This window comes from Leifsonia shinshuensis, from assembly GCF_013410375.1.
In the GTDB taxonomy this organism is placed as follows: Bacteria; Actinomycetota; Actinomycetes; order Actinomycetales; family Microbacteriaceae; genus Leifsonia; species Leifsonia shinshuensis.
The window spans coordinates 1,767,018-1,787,066 of the sequence record NZ_JACCFL010000001.1 but is presented as its reverse complement, the minus strand read 5'-3'; the positions used below and the strand labels follow the sequence as shown (position 1 = coordinate 1,787,066).

Genomic DNA, 20,049 nt, shown 5'->3' with positions numbered 1-20,049 from the left:
TCCTCCCAGCTACGCCGAAGGGTGAGTAGTCGCGGAAATCCGGGGCGGATAACCGCGACTACTCACCCTTCGGCGGCGGCTCAGGCCTGGAAGCGCGGGAAGGCGGTGCGGCCGGCGTAGACGGCGGCGTCGCCCAGTTCCTCCTCGATGCGGAGCAGCTGGTTGTACTTGGCGACGCGCTCGGAGCGGGCCGGGGCGCCGGTCTTGATCTGGCCCGCGTCGGTGGCGACGGCGAGGTCGGCGATCGTGGTGTCCTCGGTCTCGCCGGAGCGGTGCGAGAGCACGGCGGTCATGCCGCTGCGCTGAGCGAGCGACACCGCGTCGAGCGTCTCGGTGAGGGTGCCGATCTGGTTGACCTTCACCAGGATGCTGTTCGCGGCCTTGGCCTTGATGCCCTGCGCGAGGCGCTTCGGGTTGGTGACGAACAGGTCGTCGCCGACGAGCTGCAGCTTCGAGCCGAGCTCGGCGTTCAGGTGGGCCCAGCCCTCCCAGTCGTCCTCGGCCAGCGGGTCCTCGATCGAGACCAGCGGGTAGTTGGCGGCGAGCTCGGCGTAGTAGGCGCTCATCTCGGCCGCGCTGCGGTCCTGGCCCTCGAAACGGTAGACGCCGTTCTCGAAGAACTCGGTGGAGGCCACGTCGAGGCCGAGCGCGATCTGCGAGCCGACCGTGTAGCCGGCCTTCTCGATCGCCTCCGAGATGAGGTCGAGGGCCGCACGGTTGTGCTCCAGCTCGGGGGCGAAGCCGCCCTCGTCGCCGAGGCCGGTGTTGAGGCCCTTCGACTTCAGCAGCGCCTTGAGCGAGTGGTAGGTCTCCACGCCCCAGCGCAGGCCCTCGGAGAAGGTCTCGGCGCCGATCGGCAGGATCATGAACTCCTGGATGTCGACACCGGTGTCGGCGTGCGCGCCGCCGTTGATGATGTTCATCATCGGGACCGGGAGGACGTGCGCGTTCGGGCCCCCGACGTAGCGGAACAGCGGCAGGTCCGCGGAGTCGGCCGCGGCCTTGGCGACCGCGAGGCTGACGCCAAGGATCGCGTTGGCGCCCAGGCGCTTCTTGTTGTCGGTGCCGTCGAGCTCGATCATGGCCTCGTCGACCAGTCGCTGGTCGCTCGCCTCGAAGCCCTCGATCGCCGGGCCGATCTCGTCGAGGACCGCGTCGACGGCCTTCTCGACGCCCTTGCCCAGGTAGCGGTCCTTGTCGCCGTCGCGAAGCTCGTACGCCTCGAAGGCGCCGGTGGAGGCGCCGGACGGGACGGCGGCACGGCTGACCGTGCCGTCCTCGAGGAGCACCTCGACCTCGACGGTCGGGTTGCCGCGGGAGTCGAGAATCTCGCGAGCGCCTACAGCTTCGATCTGAGCCACAACAGTCTCCTTGGTGGTTTTCGTGGGTGTGCTGTCAGTCTAGTGACGCCGTGTTCACGCCCGGAACGGTGTGGCTCGATGCTTGCGGTGAATGGCGCGACTGCGCGCCGGGCCGCCCGCGGGACACGATGCTCCGGCGTCCCCGTCCGTTCACTTCGCGGTCACCGGACCGCCGTCTCCCGGCCGCCTCCCGGCCGTCCGGCGTCCGTAGCTTCCGAGGCATCATGATACACGCTTCATTTCACACTCGTCATTTGTTCGCCGCCGCCCTGGTCGCCGCCGCCCTCGCCGGCGTCGTCGCGACCACCGGCTGCACCGCCACCGGGACCGCCGACCCCACGCCGGTCGCGCACGTCCAGCCCGCGACCACGCCCCGCCTGGAGGGCGCCGACAACTTCCGCGACGTCGGCGGTCTCGGGGAGGGCTACCGGACGACGGACGGCGGGCACGTCGCGCGCGGCGTCGTCTACCGCTCCAACGCGCTCACGCTGACCGACGCCGATCTCGCCGCGCTCGCGAAGCTCGACGTCACGGACGTCATCGACCTGCGCACGACCCCGGAGATCGAGGCCAAGCCGGACACCGAGATCCCCGGTGCGACCTGGGTGCACGACGACGTCCTCGGCAGCGTCGCCTCGCTGGCGACCCCGACCTTCGAGACCGCCGCCGAGGCCGAGGCCCTGATGGACGGCGCCTACGAGTCGATGGTCACCTCGGCAGACGCGCGGAAGGCGATCGGCGCCGCGCTCACCACCATCGCCGAGGCGAAGGGCGCGGTGATCGTGCACTGCACCGCGGGCAAGGACCGCACCGGCTGGACCAGCGCCCTGCTGCTGCACATCGCCGGGGCGGACCAGCAGACCATCGACCAGAACTACCTGCTGACCAACCAGTACTCGCGCGCGAGCATCTCCGCCGCACTGAAGGGGATGACCGAGACGAGCGGGGAGGCCACTGCCGCCGCGTACGCTCCCCTGCTGGGCGTGCAGCAGTCGTTCCTCGACGCCTCCTACACCGCCGTCGGCGAGCACTACGGCTCGGTCGACGCCTACCTGACGGAGGGTCTCGGGTTGTCGAAGGACACCATCGAGAAGCTCCGGACCAAGCTCACCGCCTGAGGGCCCGGCCGGCGGCTCACGCCAGCGGCTTGAACTCCAGCGCGGCGGCGTCCGCGGTCTCCGGACCGACGAACGCGAACGACCGGTACCCGGCCGCCGCCGCGCGGTCCAGCACGGCCTTGAGGTTCTTGGCGCGCCGGTCGAGGCGCACCCGGCGGCCGGTGGCGATCAGCTCGGACTTGATCGCCATCAGCCGGTCGAGCGGGACGCTCGGATCGTGGACCAGCACCACGGTGTCCGTCGCGGCGTCCTCCGGCACCTCGATCAGGTCGACCACGCGCTCGAAGCCGATCGAGAAGCCGCACGCCGGGACGTCGGTGCCGAGGAAGCGCCCGATCATGCCGTCGTAGCGGCCGCCGCCGCCGACCGAGCTGCCGGAGCCGGGGTGGGCGATCTCGAAGATCGTGCCGGTGTAGTAGCCCATGCCGCGCACCAGCGTGGGGTCGAAGCGCAGCGCCACGCCCTCCGGGAGGGTGTCGAGCGCGTGCGCGAGCGACTCCAGGTCGGCGATGGCGTCGGTGTCCATCCCCTCGGGGAGGATGCCGGAGATCGCCTCCACGGTGAGCTCGACGCCGCCCTCGGCGAGGTGCGGCTCCAGCCCGGCGAGGATGCCGCCGAGCACGGCCGCGGAGTCCGCGCCGCCCTCGCTCAGCTCGGCCACGACACCCTCCGCGCCGATCTTGTCGAGCTTGTCGATCGAGATCAGCACCTGCGGCCAGCGCGACTCCGCGAAGCCGCAGTACTCGAGCAGGCCGTTCAGGATGCGGCGGTCGTTGATCCGGATGGTGCAGCCGGCCAGGCCGAGCGCCTCCAGCGCCGCCGCGGTCGCGGTGATGAGCTCGACCTCCGCCAGCTGGGAGCCTTCGCCGATGATGTCGATGTCGCATTGCACGAACTGGCGGTAGCGGCCCTTCTGCGGACGCTCGGCCCGCCAGACCGGCGCGATCTGGATGCTGCGGAACACCGGAGGCAGCTCGGCGCGGTGCGTCGCGTAGAAGCGGGCCAGCGGGACGGTGAGGTCGAAGCGCAGGCCCAGGTCGCAGAGCGCGAGGGTGTCCCCCGACTCGATCGCGGCACGCAGGTCGTCGCCGCCGAGGCCGCGCTTGAGCACGCTGAAGGCGAGCTTCTCGTTGTCGCCGCCGAGCCCGGAGTGCAGGCGCGCGACGTCCTCGGCGACCGGGGTCTCGATCTCGTCGAAGCCGTGCGCGGCGAAGCTCCGCCGGATCACCCCGAGCGCGTGCTCCCGGCGGGCCTTCTCGGCGGGGAGGAAGTCGCGCATGCCGCGGGGCGGTGTGATCGGGGAAGCCATGCGACGATTCTTCCAGATGGAGGCCCTCCGATGCCGCCCGCCGAAGGAACCGCATCGCTGCCGGAGAGAACACCACTTCAATGCCGCCCGGGGGGATCGCGGACAGGCCCGACCCAGTCGTAGACTGCTGGCGTTGCCACCCTGATGTCGTGCCGACCCCGCGCGATGCGGTGGTGTCCCAGTGAGGACCTGGCATGAGCCGCGACCGTCCGACCACCTCGGCCGCGTTGCCAGACACACGACAACGCGTCCGCCTCGGACCGGGATGAATGCGCCGCCGGTCGGCGCCCGTCAGACCCGATCGGCGGCCAGGGCCCCCGGCGGGCGCGCTGCCGGCCCCGCGCTCCGGCGCGGCGCCGCCTCCCGCAGGAGATTCCGTGCGCCGCGCCGGCCGCCCTCCTTCCGAACACCGTCCGGCAGGAGATCCAGACGCGTCTTCCTTCGGCTCAGAGCGCGTGGTGGCGCCCCAGCGGCACCACGAGCGGGGTCCCCGCGACCGGGTCGGGCGCGATGACGGACTCCACACCGAAGACGTCGCGGACGAGGTCCGCGGTCACGACCTCCGCCGGATCGCCGGCGGCGACGACCGCGCCCGCCCGCATCGCGATCAGGTGGTCGGCGTAGCGCGCGGCCAGGTTGAGGTCGTGCAGGACCATGACCACCGTCGTGCCGCGCGCCGCGTTCAGGTCGAGCAGCACGTCGAGCACGTCGAGCTGGTGGCTGAGGTCGAGGAAGGTCGTCGGCTCGTCCAGGAGCAGAATGCCGGTCTGCTGCGCGAGCGCCATCGCGATCCACACCCGCTGGCGCTGGCCGCCGGAGAGCTCGTCGATCGGGCGGTCGGCCAGCCCGGCGACGCCCGTGGCGGTCATCGCCTCCTCGACCGCCGCGTCGTCCTCGGCCGTCCAGCGCCGGAACCAGCCCTGGTGCGGGTAGCGGCCGCGCGAGACGAGGTCGGCGACGGTGATCCCGTCGGGCGCGGTGGGCGTCTGCGGCAGCAGGCCGAGCCGCGTCGCGACCTCCCTGGTGGGCAGCGACCGGATGTCCGCGCCGTCGAGCAGCACACTCCCGGAGACCGGGGCGAGCAGGCGGGACAGCCCGCGCAGGAGCGTCGACTTGCCGCAGGCGTTGGGTCCGACGATCGCGGTCACGCGGCCGGGCGGGATGTCCAGGTCGAGGCCGTCGACCACGATTCTGCCCTCGTAGGCGAGGGTCAGGTCGCGGGCGGTCAGTGTCTGTTCGGTCATGCGGGTCTGTTCGGTCATGCGGGTCTGTTCGGTCATGCGGGTCTGTTCGGTCATGCGGGTGTCCATCTCTCAGCCTCCCCGGCCGACGCGGTTGGTCCTGGTGAGCTGCCAGAGCAGATAGGGCGCCCCGACGATCCCGGTGACGACGCCGACCGGGAAGACCACGCCGGGGACGGCGAACTGGGCGACGACGTCGGAGAGCACGAGCACGAGCGCGCCGACGAGCGCGGCGGGCACGAGCGCGAGCGTCCCGCGGCCGACGAGGCGGCGGGCGACCGGCGCCGCCAGCAGCGCGACGAACGCGATCGGCCCCGCGACCGAGACAGCGACCGCGGCGAGCGCCACTCCCACGCCCACGCTGAGGATGCGGGTCCGCTCGGGCCGCACGCCGATGCCTGCGGCCACGTCGTCGCCGAGGCCGAGGGCCGCGAGCGGCCGGCCGACCAGCAGCGCGGCCGGCACCAGCACGACAGCGGAGACGGCGAGCACCGCGAGCGAGGTGCCGTCGACGCTGTTGAGGCTGCCGGTGATCCAGACCAGGGCCTGCTGCACGTCGCGCAGGTCGGCCCGGGTGAGCACATAGGAGACGATCCCGGCGCAGATCGCGGCGAAGCCGATCCCGACGAGGACGAACCGGTAGCCGCTCACGCCGTTCCGCCAGGCGAGCAGGTAGATCAGCACCGCCGCCACCAGCGTGCCCACGAGGACGACGCCGGACAGGGCGAGGCCGCCGATCCCGAACCAGACCAGGGCGAGGGCGCCGGTGGCGCTCGCGCTGGTCGTGATGCCGATGATGTCGGGGCTCGCGAGCGGGTTGCGGGCGACCGACTGGAAGAGGGCGCCGGACAGGCCGAGGCACCCGCCGACCAGCACGGCTGCGAGCAGCCGCGGCAGCCGCAGGTCGAGGATGACGAAGGAGGTCAGCCGGTCGGCCCGCCCCACCAGGGCGGCGAGCACGTCCGAGGGGGCGACGCCGGCGTCGCCGAGGGTCAACGAGACGGCAGAGACCAGCGCGACGAGCACGGCGAGCACGAGCGACACCCCGATCGCCCGGGCGTTCCGGCGGCGCCGGTCCAGGGCGACGGTCGACACGGCCCGGGACGCCCCGGCCGCGACGGTCTGCGCGCTCACAGTCCCACCGGCTTCCTGCGCCGCACGAGCGCGATGAACAGCGGCGCCCCGACGAACGCCATGACGATCCCGACCTGCAGCTCCCCCGGCGGCGCGACGACGCGGCCGATCACGTCGCAGGCGATGAGCAGCGCCGGAGCGATCACCGCGGAGAACGCCAGGATGCGGCGGTAATCCGCGCCGACCACCCAGCGGGCGGCGTGCGGCACGACCAGCCCGACGAACGCGATGGGGCCGACGGCGGCGGTCGCCGAGCCGCAGAGCAGCACGACGGCGACGGCGGACAGCGCCCGCGCGAGCCCGACCCGCTGGCCGAGCCCGCGTGCGACGTCGTCGCCCAGGGCGAGGCCGTTGAGCAGCCTCCCGAGCGCCAGGGCGAGGATCGCACCGGCGACGAGCGTGGGAAGCACCTGCCAGAGCACGTCGAAGCCCCGCCCGGCGAGCGAGCCGACCTGCCAGAACCGCATCCGGTCGAGCGAGACCCGGCTGGTCAGCATCACCGCCGTGATGAGCGAGCCGAGCGCGGCGGAGACGGCAGCCCCGGCGAGGGCCAGCTTGACCGGCGTCGCGCCCTCCCGGCCGACCGCCGATACGGCGTAGACCAGGCCGGCGGCGAGCGCGGCGCCCGCGAAGGCGAACCAGACGTAGCCGGACACGGTCGTGACGCCGAGGAACGCGATCGCGACGACGACGGCGAGCGACGCGCCGAAGTTCACCCCGAGGAGGCCGGGATCGGCGAGCGGGTTCCGGGAGAGCCCCTGCATGACCGTGCCGGCCAGCCCCAGCGCCAGCCCCGCCGCGAGGCCGAGCAGGGTGCGCGGGAGGCGGCTGCCGACGACCACCAGGGCGTCCGGGTCGCTCGCCGAGTAGTGCGTCAGCGCGTGCAGGACGTCGGCGGGCGCGATCGTCCGGGCCCCGACCATCAGGCTGAGCACGCACGCCGTCAGGAGGACGACGACCGCGAGCAGGAAGCCCAGGAGCGTGCGCCGGCGCCGCCGGGCGTGCGCGGGGACCTCCCCGGCACGCCCGGCGGGCGCGGTGACGACACCGGTGGGCATCGGAGCGCTACTTGACCTTCTCGGCCGCGGCGGCGAGCTGCGGCACGTAGCGGTCGAGCATCCACGGGATGCTCAGCACGCTGGGAGCGCTGGTCGCGGCGACGAACGACTCGCCGACGATCGGCGCGAACCGGCCCTCCGTGATGGCCGGCATCGCGGCGACCAGCGGGTCGGCCGTGAACGCGTCCACCGAGGACTGCTTGTCGAAGTACATGACCAGCAGGTCGGTGTCGATCTTCGAGAGGTTCTCGTAGCTGAGCTGGTAGAAGAAGCTGCCGTCGCCCTTCGAGGCGTCGAGGGAGGCGATGCTCGGCGAGTTCTTCATCCCCAGGTCGTTCAGGAGCTGCACGCGCGGGTCCTCCGCGCGGTAGACGTTGAGGACGCTGGGCTGGTTGGCGGCGGCGTAGAAGAAGGTCTTGTCCTTCAGGACCGGGTGCTTGTCGGCCAGCGCGGCGACGGAGGACTCGGTCTTCTTCACGAGCGCGTCGGCCTGGGCGGTCATCCCGAGAGCCTTCCCGATGATCGCGGTCTGGTCGCGCCAGCTGGTCGCCCACGGCTTCTCCGGGTACGCCACGACGGGTGCGATCTTGCTGAGGGTGGCGAACTCGGTCTTCGTGAGGCCGGAGTACGGGGCCAGGATGACGTCCGGCTTCGCCTTCACGAACTGCTCGAACGGCACCTCGCCCGAGTCGGCGTCGAGGAGCTGCGGCGTGCTGCCCTTGAGTTCCGTGATCTTCTCGGCGTCCCACGGGAGGACGCCGTGCGCGTCGCCGCCGTAGGTGAACTTCGGCATCGCGACCGGGACGATCCCGAGCGCGAGCGCGATGTCCTGCGCGCCCCAGCCCCAGGTGGCGACGCGCTTCGGCTGGGAGTCGATTCTCGCCTTCCCGAGCGCGCTGTCGATCGTCACCGGGAAGCCGCCGCCCGAGCCCGACGACGGGGTCTCCTCGGCCTGCCCGCTGGCGGAACAGCCGGTGAGGGCGAGGGCGGCCGCCGAAGCGACGGCGGCGAACGACAGGACCAGGCGTGAGCGGGCGGAGCGCGGCCGGCGGGCGCCGGGGCGTGCGGAAACAGGCATGACTCTCCTCGCGAAGGTGCCGAAGGCACGAAGGTGGGAAGCGTGCCGACGTGGCACGTTAGGTAAGCCTAACCTAAACCGACGCTTCCTGCTCGCGGATCTCCCCCTGCAGCTCCCGCAGCGTCGAGCGCAGCGCGCGCTCGGCGTCCAGGCCCTGCGCCTTCGCCGACGCGACGATCGCCAGCAGCAGCGGACCGAGCTCGTCCTCGCTCTCCACCTGCACGCCGCCCGACTCGCTCAGGTCGATCAAGCCGACCTTCTCGGCCCGGCCAAGCAGCTTGTCCGCCAGGGCGAGCGAGGGCATGGCCTGCGGGATGCCGTCCAGCACGCTGGTGCGGCCCGGCTTCTCCGCCTTCTTGAGGTCGTCCCAGAACCCGACGACGTCGTCCGCGGTCTCGGCCGTGCGGTCGCCGCCGAAGACGTGCGGGTGCCGGCCGACCATCTTGCGGGTCATGTGCTCGGCGACGTCCTGGATGTCGAAGTCCTCGCCCGGGGTGTGCGCGGCGATGTCCGCGTGGAACAGCACCTGGTAGAGCACGTCGCCGAGCTCCTCCAGCATCTCGTCGCGGTTGCCCGTCTCGATCGCCTCGATCAGCTCGTAGGTCTCCTCGATGAGGTACTGCACCAGCGACTCGTGCGTCTGGGCGGCGTCCCACGGACAGCCGCCGGGAGCACGGAGCTGCGCCATCACGGCGACGAGCTCGTCGAGTCTGGTGGGCGCCGCGTCGGTCATGGGATGCTCCTCCCGTCAGGGACAGGTTCATCCTCTCACCGCGATCGGTAGACTCGATCCCGGTGTGCCGGGAAGTCTGGTCGGCGAAGTCGTTTCCCGTACCGCGCGTCGGCGCGAGATTGGCCACCGATGAGCATCATCCGCTCCGAGCGCACCGCCGCCGGGCTCCTCCTGGGCGCCGCGGCGCTCGGCCTCCTGCTCGCCAACACGGCGGTCGGGCCCGCCCTGCTCGACCTCCAGCACGCCCACTTCGGCGGCGAGCTCGTGGACCTGAGCGTCGGGCACTGGATCAGCGACGGGCTCCTCGCGATCTTCTTCTTCATCGTGGCCGTCGAGCTCAAGCACGAGCTCGTCGCCGGGGAGCTGAACTCGTTCGCCAAGGCCATCCACCCGGCGATCGCGGCGGCGTGCGGGGTGGCGGTGCCCGCGCTGATCTACCTCGCGATCACCGCGGGTTCCGGCCTGGCCGACGGCTGGCCGATTCCGACCGCGACCGACATCGCCTTCGCGCTCGGCGTCCTCGCCGTGTTCGGGCGCGGGCTGCCGAACCGGCTGCGGGTGTTCCTGCTGGCGCTCGCCGTGCTGGACGACCTGGTCGCGATCCTCATCATCGCGATCTTCTTCACCACGAACCCGAACCTGCTCGAGCTGGGCGCCGCCGCGGTGGTGGTCGTGGCGTTCGGCCTGCTCAGCCGCCTGCTGCACGGGAGGCTGCGCTGGCCCATCGGGGTGCTCATGGCGCTGCTCGCCGTGCTGACCTGGTGGCTCGTCTACGACTCCGGCGTGCACGCGACGATCGCGGGAGTCGCGCTCGGGCTGGTGATGTCACGTGCGCCGGGCCGCCGCACCGCGCACGCCTTGGAGCCGTGGTCGAACGGGCTGATTCTGCCGCTGTTCGCGTTCTCGGCCGCGCTGGTGGTCATCCCGTCGGTCTCCCCCGCCGAGCTGTCGCCGGCGTTCTGGGGCATCCTCGTCGCGCTGCCGGTCGGCAAGGTCGTCGGGATCGGGTTGGGCGGCTGGCTGGGTTCGTTCACCCGGCCGAAGCCTGAGCGCTCGCGCATCTCCCTGCTCAGTCTCCTGACGATCGGGGCGCTCGGCGGCATCGGCTTCACCGTGTCGCTGCTGATGAACGAGCTGGCCTTCGCCGGCTCGGCGACCGTGCGGGCGGAGGGCACCCTGGCGGTGCTGCTCGGCTCGGCGGTGTCCATCGTGGTCGCGGGCGCGCTGGTGACGACGCTCGCGCGCCGCAACCGCCGGCAGCACCCGCACCCGACTCGCGCCGAATCGCGCGAAAGCGCGCCCGAAGCGCGCGATTCGTGACGAATCGCCGCGGCGCCGCACCGCGGCGCCCCCAGCGACATTCGTGACGAACGTCGCGATAACGCGCGCCATTCGTGCGATTCGGCACGAATCGCGATGGACACAGTCAGCGACATTCGTGACGAATCGCGAGAATACGGGCGCGAATCGCGACATTCGGAACGAATGTGCGGCGCGGTGTCAGCGCAGCAGCGCCGGGAGCGCGATCGCGGCCACCAGGAGCAGGAGCGTGCCGATCCCGATGGCCATGCCTCCGGGGTGGCCGAGGTTGATCGTCAGCCCCACCCCGAACCGCTTCGGGACGAACAGGGCCGGGTCGGCGGGGTTGACGTAGATCAGGCCGCCCTTCCAGTGCCGGTCGTCGTCGCGCGGGTCGACGGCGTCGCGGCCCGCGCCAGGTGCGGTCGCCGCACCTCCCCCGACCGGCACGGCCGCCCGGGCGGCGCGGGTCCCGCTGACCAGGCGCACCGCGTAGACGCCGATCACCACGAAGATCACCACGAGCAGAGCCACCGTCACGATGCCGATCCCCGCGCTCGCGCTGCTGGAACCGTCGTGCAGCCAGCCGATCACGGACAGCACGGCGAACGCGGCCGACACGACCAGCGCCATCCAGCCGAGCAGCGACTGGGTCAGCTCGGCCTGCAGCGCGGCGATCCGCTCGGCGACCTCCGGCGCGTCTGCCCCGCCGCGCCGCCACGGGACGGAGCGGACCACGAACGCGATGCCCACCATCAGCGCGAGCACCCCGAACGCGATCAGGAGCGGGCCGAACACCGAGAGCACCGTCTTCTCGGCGAAGCGGTTCGGCTGGCCGCTCGCGTCCCAGTGCACCGCGATGGAGGCCGGGAGCCGGTCGTACAGCGCGATTCCGACCGCCGCGGCCGCCAGCAGCAGCACGAGGGCGGCCGCGTACCAGCCGTACGCGGGCCGCGGGCGGGCGCCGGAGTCCGGCGTGACGCTGCCCGAGATCCGCACCGGCACGTCGTCCAGCCAGCCGCCTGCCCTCTTGGCCGCCTGGATGCTGCGGCGCGTCAGCACGTAGCCGGCGATGGAGCCGGCCAGGAGGACCAGCGTCGCGACCAGCGCTGGCGCGGCGGGACCGACCGGGATGACGAGGACCGCGGCGACCAGGGCCACGACGTAGCAGGCCACGACGACGACGCGGAAGCGCCGGACCGCGGCGACCACGACCGGGTCGGCCGCGCGGCTGCGCGGCACCAGGACGCCGAGCGGCAGGGTGGTGCGGCTCATCGCCGGCAGCATCAGGAGGATCGCGGCGATCAGCGTCGTCACCGCGAAGGTGCTCACCAGGACGGCGGTCATGGGGTGTTTCCTTTCGGGTCGCCGGCGAGAGGCCGGCCCTCTGCACGGTTCTGCTCGCGGACGCGGGCGAACGAGGACGCGATGGCGGCTGTCCGGGCCTCCAGCTCGGCGGGCGGGACGCCGTGCGCGATGCCCTCGGCGACCAGCGCGCTCAGCCGCTCGGACCAGTCGGCGAGGAAGCGCTCCTCCGGCGGTCCGCTCTCGGGATCGCGCGCGACCACGGAGCCGGAGCGGCGGCTGGTCCGCACGATGCCCTCCTGGCGGAGCGCGTCGTACGCCTTGACCACGGTGGCGGCGTTGATCCCGAACCGCACGGCGAGCTGCCGCACCGACACGAGCGCGTCGCCCTCCCGCAGCTCGCCGCGGGCGATCGCGTCGATCACCCGATCGTGCAGCTGCTGGTAGAGCGGCGTCTCCGCCGTCGGGTCGAGTTCGATGCGCACCGCGCGGCCTCCCATCTGTATCGGTACTTATAGTACAACCGATACAGCCGCCGCGCGCCCGCGGGATCCGCAATTCCGGAGATTCGACCCGCCCGCGCCGTGGACTCCGTAGGAACGGACATCCGTGCGGCGTGTCAGGAGGAGGCTCCGGAATTGTCGGCAACTCCGGAATCCCGCCCCGAAAGGGGCCGGAAACGACCGTAACTCCGGAGATCGCGGCCCGGAGGGGCTCGATCTCCGGAGTTACGGGAGCGGTGGAGCGACGTGCGAGATCAGGCCGCGGGCTCGGAGGCCGGCTCCGGCGTCGGGAACAGGGCCCCGAGCAGGGTCGCCACCCAGTCGATCAGGTCCGCGTCGTCGAGCGCCTCGCCGTTCACCCGCGGCAGCGGCACCGTAGCGACCTTGGGCGCGGCGTGGTACTTCGACCCCGGGTACATGCGCTGCAGGCGCACCTGCAGGGAGTCCGGGAGCTGCGCGGGCGCCAGCCGGAGGTTCGAGCCCATCGCCACGACCTCCCCCAGCCCGGCCTTCTGGGCCGCACGGCGCAGCCGCGACACCGCGATCAGGTTCACCACCGGCTGCGGCGGCTCGCCGTACCGGTCGGTCAGCTCCTCCAGCACCAGGTCGATCTGGCCGTCCTTCGCGGCGGGCGCGCTCGCGGTGGAGAGCTTCTGGTAGGCCTCCAGCCGCAGCCGCTCGCTGTCGACGTACTCCTCGGGGATGTGCGCGTCGACCGGCAGCTCCAGGCGCAGCTCGGTCTGGCCCTCGGCCACCTCCCCGCGGAAGGTCGACACCGCCTCGCCGATCATCCGCAGGTAGAGGTCGAAGCCGACGCCGGCGATGTGGCCGGACTGCTCGCCGCCGAGGAGGTTGCCCGCGCCGCGGATCTCCAGGTCCTTGAGTGCGACCTGCATGCCGCTGCCGAGGTCGTTGTTCGCCGCGATCGTGGAGAGCCGGTCGTGCGCCGTCTCGCTGAGCGGCTTGTCCTCGTCCCAGAGGAAGTACGCGTACGCGCGCTCGCGGCCACGGCCGACCCGCCCGCGGAGCTGGTGGAGCTGGCTGAGCCCGTACTTGTCCGCGCGATCGATGATGATCGTGTTGGCGTTGGAGATGTCCAGGCCGGTCTCGATGATCGTCGTGGACACCAGCACGTCGAACTTCCGCTCCCAGAAGTCGACCACGACCTGCTCCAGGGCGTGCTCGTTCATCCGGCCGTGGGCGACGGCGATGCGGGCCTCCGGCACCAGCTCCGCCAGCTTGGCCGCGGTCGCCGAGATGGAGCCGACCCGGTTGTGGACGAAGAACACCTGGCCCTCGCGCAGCAGCTCGCGCCGGATCGCCGCGGCGACCTGCCGCTCCGAGTACGGCCCGACGAAGGTGAGGATCGGGTGCCGGTCCTCCGGCGGCGTGGCGAGGGTCGACATCTCGCGGATGCCGGTGACCGCCATCTCCAGCGTGCGCGGGATCGGCGTGGCGCTCATCGCCAGGATGTCGACGTTGGTCTTGAGCTTCTTCAGCTGGTCCTTGTGCTCGACGCCGAAGCGCTGCTCCTCGTCGATGATCACCAGGCCCAGATCCTTGAAGGTGACGCCGTCGGCGAGGATGCGGTGCGTGCCGATCACGACGTCCACGGTGCCGTCGGCGAGGCCGCGCAACGTCTCGCGGGCCTCCTTGTCGGTCTGGAACCGGCTGAGCTGGCGCAGGTGGATCGGGAACCCGGCGAACCGTTCCTGGAACGTCTCGGCGTGCTGCTTGACCAGCAGGGTCGTCGGCACGAGCATGGCGACCTGCTTGCCGTCCTGGATCGCCTTGAACGCGGCACGGACCGCGATCTCGGTCTTGCCGAAGCCGACGTCGCCCGAGATGAGCCGGTCCATCGGGATGGGCCGCTCCATGTCGGCCTTCACCTCGTCGATGGTCTGCAGCTGGTCGTGCGTCTCCGCGAACGGGAACGCCTCCTCCAGTTCGCGCTGCCAGGGGGTGTCCGGCCCGAAGGCGTGGCCCTTGCTCGCCATCCGCGCCGAGTAGAGCTTGACCAGCTCGACCGCGATGTCGCGCACCGCCCGGCGCGCCCGGCCCTTGGCGGCCGACCAGTCGCTGCCGCCCATCTTGGACAGCTGCGGCGCCTCGCCGCCGACGTAGCGGGTGAGCAGGTCGAGCTGGTCGGTCGGGACGAACAGCTTGTCGCCGGGGTAGCCGCGCTTGGAGGGCGCGTACTCCAGCACCAGGTACTCGCGCTTGGACTTCACCGCGTTGCGGCCTCCGCTGGAGACCTCGCGCTGGGTCAGCTCCACGAACTTGCCGATGCCGTGCGTCTCGTGCACGACGTAGTCGCCGGGCTTGAGCGCCAGCGGGTCGACGACGTTCTTGCGCCGGGTGGCGAGCTTCTTGACCTGCCGCGACTCGTAGCCGACCGAGCGGCCGTAGAACTCGCTCTCGCCGATCAGCGCGAGCTTCTCCTCGGGGAACTCGAAGCCGTGCTCGACGTTCGCCCGCAGCAGGTAGGCGACGCCGGGCTCGGGGTCCTCCGGGAAGGAGTCCACTGGCCGCGCGGGCAGCTCGGCCTCGGAGAGCACCTGTGCGGCGCGCTCGACCAGGCCGACGCCCTCGGCGACGATGGCGACCCGCCAGCCCTCGCGGAGCCGCTGGGCCACGTGCTCGACGGCGCCGGTGACGTTGCCCGCGAAGCTGGGCACGGCCTCCGCGTTGACGCGCACCTGGAGGTACTCCTCGACCTCGCGCTCCAGCACCGGTTCGTCTGCGGGGTCGGACTGGAAGCCGGAGAACGTCCACCACGGATGCTCGGGGGCGGACTGCCCCGGCCGGCTGAACTTCACCGAGTCCTTGAGCTTCTGGAGGGTGAGGAAGTCGCCGGCCGCGAGGTCGATCGGGGCCGCGGCTCCGACGGTCGCGGCGCTCCACGCCGCAGAGAGGAACTCGCGGTTCGTCTCGGCGAGGCTCACCGCGCGGGAGGCGACGCGCTCCGGCGAGAGCACGGCGACGGCGGCGCCGTCCGGGAGATAGTGCGTGAGGGGAACCAGCCGGTCCACGAGCGCGGGCGCCAGCGACTCCATGCCCTCCACCGGGATGCCCTCGCCGATCTTGGCGAGCATCGCGGACAGGCTCGGGAACTCGTGCTCCATCTCGCGGGCGCGCTGCCGCACCGGCTCGCTGAGCAGCAGCTCGCGGCTCGGCGGGAGGATCACGGCGGGGATCGGCTCGGGCAGGGAACGCTGGTCGGCGACCGAGAACGCGCGGATCTGCTCGACCTCGTCGCCGAAGAAGTCGACGCGGTACGGGTGCTCCGCGGTCGGCGGGAACACGTCGAGGATGCCGCCGCGCACCGCGAACTCGCCGCGCCGGGTGACCATGTCGACCCGCGCATAGGCGAGGTCGACCAGCTGGAGCGCGAGTCCGCCGAGGTCGAAGCCGCGGCCTCCGGCGGTCAGCTCGATCGTGGCGTAGTCGGTCAGGTTGTCGGCCAGCGGCTGCAGCGCCGCGCGCACCGAGGCGACGAGTACGAACGGGTGCGAGGCCTCCCCGGCCTCCCGCGCGGCCGCCCAGTCGGCGAGCCGGCGCAGGGCGAGGAGCCGCTTGCCGACGATCTCGGGGCTCGGGCTCAGGCGCTCGTGCGGCAGCGTCTCCCACGCCGGGAACTCGACGATCTCGGCGTCGGGGAGCACGCACGGGAGCGCGGCGCGCACCGACTCGGACTCGCGGCCGGTCGCCGTGATGACGAGCACCGCCTCGGAGGAGCCGGCCGCGGCGCGCTTGCCGACGAGGCCGGCCAGGAGCGGCACCCGGAGGCCGTCGGTGAGCGAGAAATCGGCGTCACGACCCGCATAGGCCAGAGCGTCGGCGAACGTGGAGGCGCGCTGAAGCGCCGCGATCAAGCCCTGCAGTATCACTCGCCAAAGTCTACGCGGGGGTTCCGACAACCCGGTCGGGCGCCGGGACGAGCTCTCCGCCGTCGCCGAGGGTCGCCCAGCGCGCGGGCTCGGCGGTCGCGGCGGACGCGACGGCGCCGGACAGGAGCCGGCGACTCAGCAGGAGGTCGCCGTGCGACGGACGCAGCGCGTCGGGAGCCGCGAGCACGTCCAGCCCGGCGAAGCCGTCCAGCCGGGCGACGCCCGCCTTCACACACGCCTCCTTCGCGGTCCACGCCAGCCGGAAGGCTCGCGCGGAGTCCGAAGCGGCGCCCACGAGCGTCCGTTCCGTGGGCGTCAGCGCGTCGGCGAGATTCACCTCGCCGTCCGCCTCGACGTCGACGCCGAGCCGGGAGCCGGACGCTCCGGCGGCCACCCAGCCGTGGGCGTGCGACCAGCTCACCTGGAGCCCCGCCACCGGCAGCGGGAGGCCGTGCTCGCCGCCGCAGACCTCGCACCGTTGCCGCAGTTCCGCCGGGGCGACCTCCCCGCCCGTCACCGCGCTCAGTACGTGCGCGGCGAGCAGGCGCGCGGCCGTGACGTCGTCGCGGTCCGCCGCCGACCGCAGCCTTCGCAGGCGCGTCTCCGCAGCGGCGCCGAGCGGCGCGCGCGGCAGGACGGCGAGGACGCGCCGCGTCGGCGCGACGACGACCGTGCTCAGCTCCATCCGCTCAGGCTAGCCGCGTCAGGCCGACGCGTCAGATCCAGCCCTCGAGGGCATCCATGAAGCCGTCGTGGTCGTCGCGGTTGATGACGTGACCGCTGCCCTTGACCACGCGCACGTCGAAGCCCGTCTCCCGGAGCCGTTCCGCGATGTGCGGTTTCACCAGGTACGAGTTGTCGGCCAGCATCACCATCGACGGCACTGCCATGTGCTCCGGAGCGCGCATGACGCTCGGCGCGAGCACGGCGGGGATCGCCGCGCGGTCGAACGACTTGAACGTCTCGACCTCGATGGCGACGTCGGCGGGGTCCCAGCGCGGGTTCCGCTTGGCGATGCGGGCGGCGGACTGGCGCGCCAGCGTCTTGAGGAAGGCCGGCGCGAGCATGAGCTGGAACCAGTTGGCGGCCGGGCAGGAGAAGGCGGGGTCGACGTAGACGGCGCGCTCGGGGTGCAGCCGGTCGACCGCCAGGCTGACCGTGAGGCCGCCCAGCGAGTGGCCCATCACGAGCTCGGGCGCGTACGGCACGGTGTCCACGATGTCCTCGGCCATCAGCTCCGCGGTGTACTCGGAGGTGCGCGGGCTGTGACCGTGCCCGCGGAGATCGACGGCGACGACGTGGTAGCCGCGGTCCGCGAGGACCGGTCCGACGCGCCGCCAGTTGCGCGAATCCGACATGACGCCGTGGACGAGGACCGCGTAGCGGTCTCCTGCGCCCCACTCGCGCGTGTACAACTTCATGATAAGGACGGTACGGTGTCGGCCTGGGGCGACGCCCCACACCAGCTACACTCTGGCTGAGCGTCCGGCGTGAGTCGCCGGGGAGGAGCCAGCAGAATGAGCACGATCCCGCCCGTCGGACCCGAGTCCACGCCGGTCTTCCCGGCCCAGCAGCCCGTCGCGCAGCCGCCGCAGCAGCCCGTCGCGCAGCCGCTACAGCCGCAGCCGCCCTACGCCGCACAGCCGTCCTATGCTCCGCAGCCGTCGTACGCCCCGCCGGCGTACTACGCCGCGCCGCCGGCGCCGCCCCGCCCGCGCACCCTCGGCGCCGTCTCGATGGCGATCGCCCTGGCGGTGTTCGTGCTGTCGCTGGTCGCGTCGGCCTACATCGGCGCGAGCTCCGGCCCCTACTCGGAGCGGACGGCGACCTCGTTCACCTTCAACTCGGCGAACCTCACCCCGGCGCAGGCCGCGGCGTTCGCGCCGATCGGAATCCTGCTCGTCGTCCAGGTGCTGCTGGGCACGGTGCTCGGCATCCTCGCCCTGGTGCTCGGGATCGTCGCCGTCGCGACCAAGCGCGGCCGCCCGTTCGGCATCGTCGGGATCATCGCCGCAGCGGCGGCGCCGATCCTGTCGTTCGCGCTCTACACCGGGATGATCATCGCGACCCTCCCGCCCGCCTGATCGGCGCGGGGTGCCGCGCGGCGGCTCAGCGCTCGGTGTGGAAGCGGTTCTGCGCGGCGGTCAGGCCGTCCGACGCGATCTGCTCCACGGCGTCGGCGGCGTCGGAGACCAGGATCGGGAGGTTCTTGCGCTCCTCGGCGCTGAACCCGGCGAGCACGTGGTCCGCCGCGGCGCGGGAGCCGGGCGGCCGGCCGACGCCGACGCGCACCCGGGTGAAGTCGCCGGTACCGGTGGCGGCGATGACGTCGCGGACGCCGTTGTGGCCGCCGTGGCCGCCGCCGAACTTGAGCTTGAGGGTGTCGAACGGGATGTCCAGCTCGTCCTGCACCACGATCAGGTGCGACGGGTCGAGCGAGTAGAACCGGAGCAGCTGCGACACCGGGCCGCCGGACACGTTCATGAACGTGTTCGGCTTGGCCAGGATGAACCGCGGCCCGCCGGGGGCGAGACGCCCCTCGGCGACCGTGGCGTTCGTCTTGTGGGTCTTGAAGGTGAGCCGGCCGCGCGAGGCGAGCTCGTCGAGCACCATCTGACCCACGTTGTGACGCGTGGCCGCGTAGCCGGGCCCGGGGTTGCCGAGCCCGACCACGAGCCAGGGGCCCTCTGAAGAGAGAGGACTGGCCATCGGAGGGTGTTACTCCGCGGACTCTTCGGCGGCAGCCGTCTCGGCGGCCTCCTCGGCGGCGGCGGCCTCGGCCTCTTCCTCCTCCTCGGCGCGCGCGGCGGCGGGGACGACGACGTTGAGGATCAGCAGGTCCTCGTCCTCGGCGAGCACGGCGCCCGTCGGGAGGGCGAAGTCCTTGGCGTGGTACTGGGTGCCCTCCTCGGCGTCGGTCACGTCGATGACGATGCGCTCCGGGATGTGGGTGGCCTCGACCTCGAGCTTGATGGTCGGGATGTCCAGCACCGCGATGGTGCCGGAGAACGGCTCGCCCTCGACGTGCACGGGGACCTCGACGGTGACCTTCTCGCCACGGCGGACGATGAGAAGGTCGAGGTGCTCGATGATCTGCAGCACCGGGTCCTTCTGGACGTCCTTCACCAGGGTGAGCTGGCTCTTCCCGTCGATGTCGAGGTCGAGCACCGCGTTGGCCTTGCGGAGCAGGAGGCCGACCTGGTGGGCCGGGACGGTGATGTGCACGGGCTCGGTGCCGTGGCCGTAGATGACGGCGGGGATCTTGCCCGCGGCGCGGATCTTGCGGGCGGCGCCCTTGCCGAAGCTGTCGCGGACCTCCGCGACGACCTTGTTGGACTCGTCAGCCATGATGTCTCCTTGCCGGCGGTGCCGGCTGTCAGGCGAGCCGGAGGGCTCGCAGTATGGGGGGTGTCGACTCGAGCGCATCGAGGTGCGCGAGGAAAGACTGCGTAGCCTGCTCCACCGCGTCGATAACGGATGCCTGACGCATCCCTCGCCGAAGTTCAGTGACCCATACTACCGGACGGCGGAGCGCACGTCCGCCACGATCGCCGTCACGAGGTCGGCGGGCGGCTCCGCGACGTCGAGCCGGACGCCCTCCTCGTCCGGCTGCAGGGGCTCCAGCGTCGCCAGCTGCGAGTCCAGCAGGGACGCGGGCATGAAGTGGCCGGGGCGGATCATCCGCTGGGCGAGGAGGTCGCGGCCGCCGTCGAGCTCGGCGAAGAACGTGCCGGGGGCCTCCGACCGGATCAGGTCGCGGTACGCGCGCTTGAGCGCCGAGCAGGCGACCACCATCCCGGCGGGGCCGGCGTCCGCGAGCGTGCGTCCGACGGCGCGGAGCCAGGGCTCGCGGTCCTCGTCGGTGAGCGGGATGCCCTGTCTCATCTTCTCGACGTTCGCGGCCGGATGGAGGTCGTCGCCGTCCACGAACCCCGCCCCGAGCGCCTCGGCGACGAGCTGTCCCACCGTCGACTTCCCCGACCCGGACACGCCCATCACCACGACCCTGACACCACTCAC

18 protein-coding genes are annotated in these 20,049 nt (G+C 72.2%); 3 read left to right on the top strand and 15 right to left on the bottom strand.

Annotation, left to right across the window (positions count from 1 at the left end; genetic code table 11):
* Positions 1-80 precede the first annotated feature (80 nt).
* Positions 81-1,361, bottom strand: coding sequence for a phosphopyruvate hydratase (gene eno, locus HNR13_RS08710; RefSeq protein WP_179605386.1), 1,281 nt, complete (start codon positions 1,359-1,361; stop codon positions 81-83).
* A gap of 254 nt (positions 1,362-1,615) precedes the next feature.
* Between eno and HNR13_RS08705 the strand changes: the two genes are divergently transcribed.
* Positions 1,616-2,479, top strand: a complete 864-nt coding sequence (locus HNR13_RS08705; protein WP_179605385.1) for a tyrosine-protein phosphatase — start codon at positions 1,616-1,618, stop codon at positions 2,477-2,479.
* A gap of 16 nt (positions 2,480-2,495) precedes the next feature.
* Here HNR13_RS08705 and hisS read toward each other — a convergent pair whose 3' ends face one another.
* The 6 genes from hisS to HNR13_RS08675 form a co-directional block, all read right to left on the bottom strand.
* Positions 2,496-3,788, bottom strand: a complete 1,293-nt coding sequence (gene hisS, locus HNR13_RS08700; RefSeq protein WP_179605384.1) for a histidine--tRNA ligase — start codon at positions 3,786-3,788, stop codon at positions 2,496-2,498.
* A 446-nt stretch (positions 3,789-4,234) separates the two neighbouring features.
* Complete coding sequence (locus tag HNR13_RS08695; RefSeq protein WP_179605383.1) at positions 4,235-5,032, bottom strand: ABC transporter ATP-binding protein; 798 nt, start codon at positions 5,030-5,032, stop codon at positions 4,235-4,237.
* Between the two features lie 69 nt (positions 5,033-5,101).
* Positions 5,102-6,163, bottom strand: coding sequence for a FecCD family ABC transporter permease (locus tag HNR13_RS08690; RefSeq protein ID WP_343063508.1), 1,062 nt, complete (start codon positions 6,161-6,163; stop codon positions 5,102-5,104).
* On the bottom strand, positions 6,160-7,221 hold the full coding sequence (locus tag HNR13_RS08685; protein ID WP_179605382.1) for a FecCD family ABC transporter permease: 1,062 nt from the start codon (positions 7,219-7,221) through the stop codon (positions 6,160-6,162). Before HNR13_RS08685 ends, HNR13_RS08690 begins: the two co-directional genes overlap by 4 nt.
* A gap of 7 nt (positions 7,222-7,228) precedes the next feature.
* Positions 7,229-8,299, bottom strand: a complete 1,071-nt coding sequence (locus HNR13_RS08680; protein ID WP_179605381.1) for an iron-siderophore ABC transporter substrate-binding protein — start codon at positions 8,297-8,299, stop codon at positions 7,229-7,231.
* A gap of 73 nt (positions 8,300-8,372) precedes the next feature.
* The gene (locus tag HNR13_RS08675) at positions 8,373-9,032 is read right to left on the bottom strand and encodes a nucleoside triphosphate pyrophosphohydrolase (protein WP_179605380.1); all 660 of its coding nucleotides are present in this window, start codon (positions 9,030-9,032) and stop codon (positions 8,373-8,375) included.
* Between the two features lie 129 nt (positions 9,033-9,161).
* Between HNR13_RS08675 and HNR13_RS08670 the strand changes: the two genes are divergently transcribed.
* Entirely contained in the window at positions 9,162-10,352 is a 1,191-nt protein-coding gene (locus HNR13_RS08670; protein ID WP_179605379.1) for a Na+/H+ antiporter NhaA, read from the top strand.
* 180 nt (positions 10,353-10,532) lie between these two features.
* Here the strand turns inward: HNR13_RS08670 and HNR13_RS08665 are convergent, their stop codons facing one another.
* The 5 genes from HNR13_RS08665 to HNR13_RS08645 all read right to left on the bottom strand — a co-directional run bounded on the left by HNR13_RS08665 (position 10,533) and on the right by HNR13_RS08645 (position 17,450).
* Entirely contained in the window at positions 10,533-11,678 is a 1,146-nt protein-coding gene (locus HNR13_RS08665) for a DUF1648 domain-containing protein (protein ID WP_179605378.1), read from the bottom strand.
* Positions 11,675-12,121, bottom strand: coding sequence for a GntR family transcriptional regulator (locus HNR13_RS08660; RefSeq protein WP_179605377.1), 447 nt, complete (start codon positions 12,119-12,121; stop codon positions 11,675-11,677). Before HNR13_RS08660 ends, HNR13_RS08665 begins: the two co-directional genes overlap by 4 nt.
* A 272-nt stretch (positions 12,122-12,393) precedes the next feature.
* Positions 12,394-16,029, bottom strand: a complete 3,636-nt coding sequence (gene mfd / locus HNR13_RS08655) for a transcription-repair coupling factor (protein WP_179605376.1) — start codon at positions 16,027-16,029, stop codon at positions 12,394-12,396.
* A 10-nt stretch (positions 16,030-16,039) separates the two neighbouring features.
* A complete protein-coding gene (locus HNR13_RS08650) occupies positions 16,040-16,714 on the bottom strand; it encodes a 4'-phosphopantetheinyl transferase family protein (RefSeq protein WP_179605375.1) in 675 nt (224 codons plus the stop codon).
* A 31-nt stretch (positions 16,715-16,745) separates the two neighbouring features.
* Complete coding sequence (locus tag HNR13_RS08645) at positions 16,746-17,450, bottom strand: alpha/beta fold hydrolase (protein WP_179605374.1); 705 nt, start codon at positions 17,448-17,450, stop codon at positions 16,746-16,748.
* A gap of 96 nt (positions 17,451-17,546) precedes the next feature.
* Between HNR13_RS08645 and HNR13_RS08640 the strand changes: the two genes are divergently transcribed.
* A complete protein-coding gene (locus HNR13_RS08640) occupies positions 17,547-18,113 on the top strand; it encodes a hypothetical protein (protein ID WP_179605373.1) in 567 nt (188 codons plus the stop codon).
* A gap of 25 nt (positions 18,114-18,138) precedes the next feature.
* On the opposite strand, the gene pth is transcribed toward HNR13_RS08640, so the two are convergent.
* The 3 genes from pth to HNR13_RS08625 all read right to left on the bottom strand — a co-directional run bounded on the left by pth (position 18,139) and on the right by HNR13_RS08625 (position 20,049).
* Positions 18,139-18,738, bottom strand: a complete 600-nt coding sequence (gene pth, locus HNR13_RS08635; RefSeq protein ID WP_179605372.1) for an aminoacyl-tRNA hydrolase — start codon at positions 18,736-18,738, stop codon at positions 18,139-18,141.
* Between the two features lie 9 nt (positions 18,739-18,747).
* Positions 18,748-19,377 carry a 50S ribosomal protein L25/general stress protein Ctc gene (locus HNR13_RS08630; RefSeq protein WP_179605371.1) on the bottom strand — a complete coding sequence of 210 codons (630 nt, stop codon included), beginning with the start codon at positions 19,375-19,377 and terminating at the stop codon, positions 18,748-18,750.
* 168 nt (positions 19,378-19,545) lie between these two features.
* The gene (locus HNR13_RS08625; protein ID WP_343063507.1) at positions 19,546-20,049 is read right to left on the bottom strand and encodes a gluconokinase; all 504 of its coding nucleotides are present in this window, start codon (positions 20,047-20,049) and stop codon (positions 19,546-19,548) included.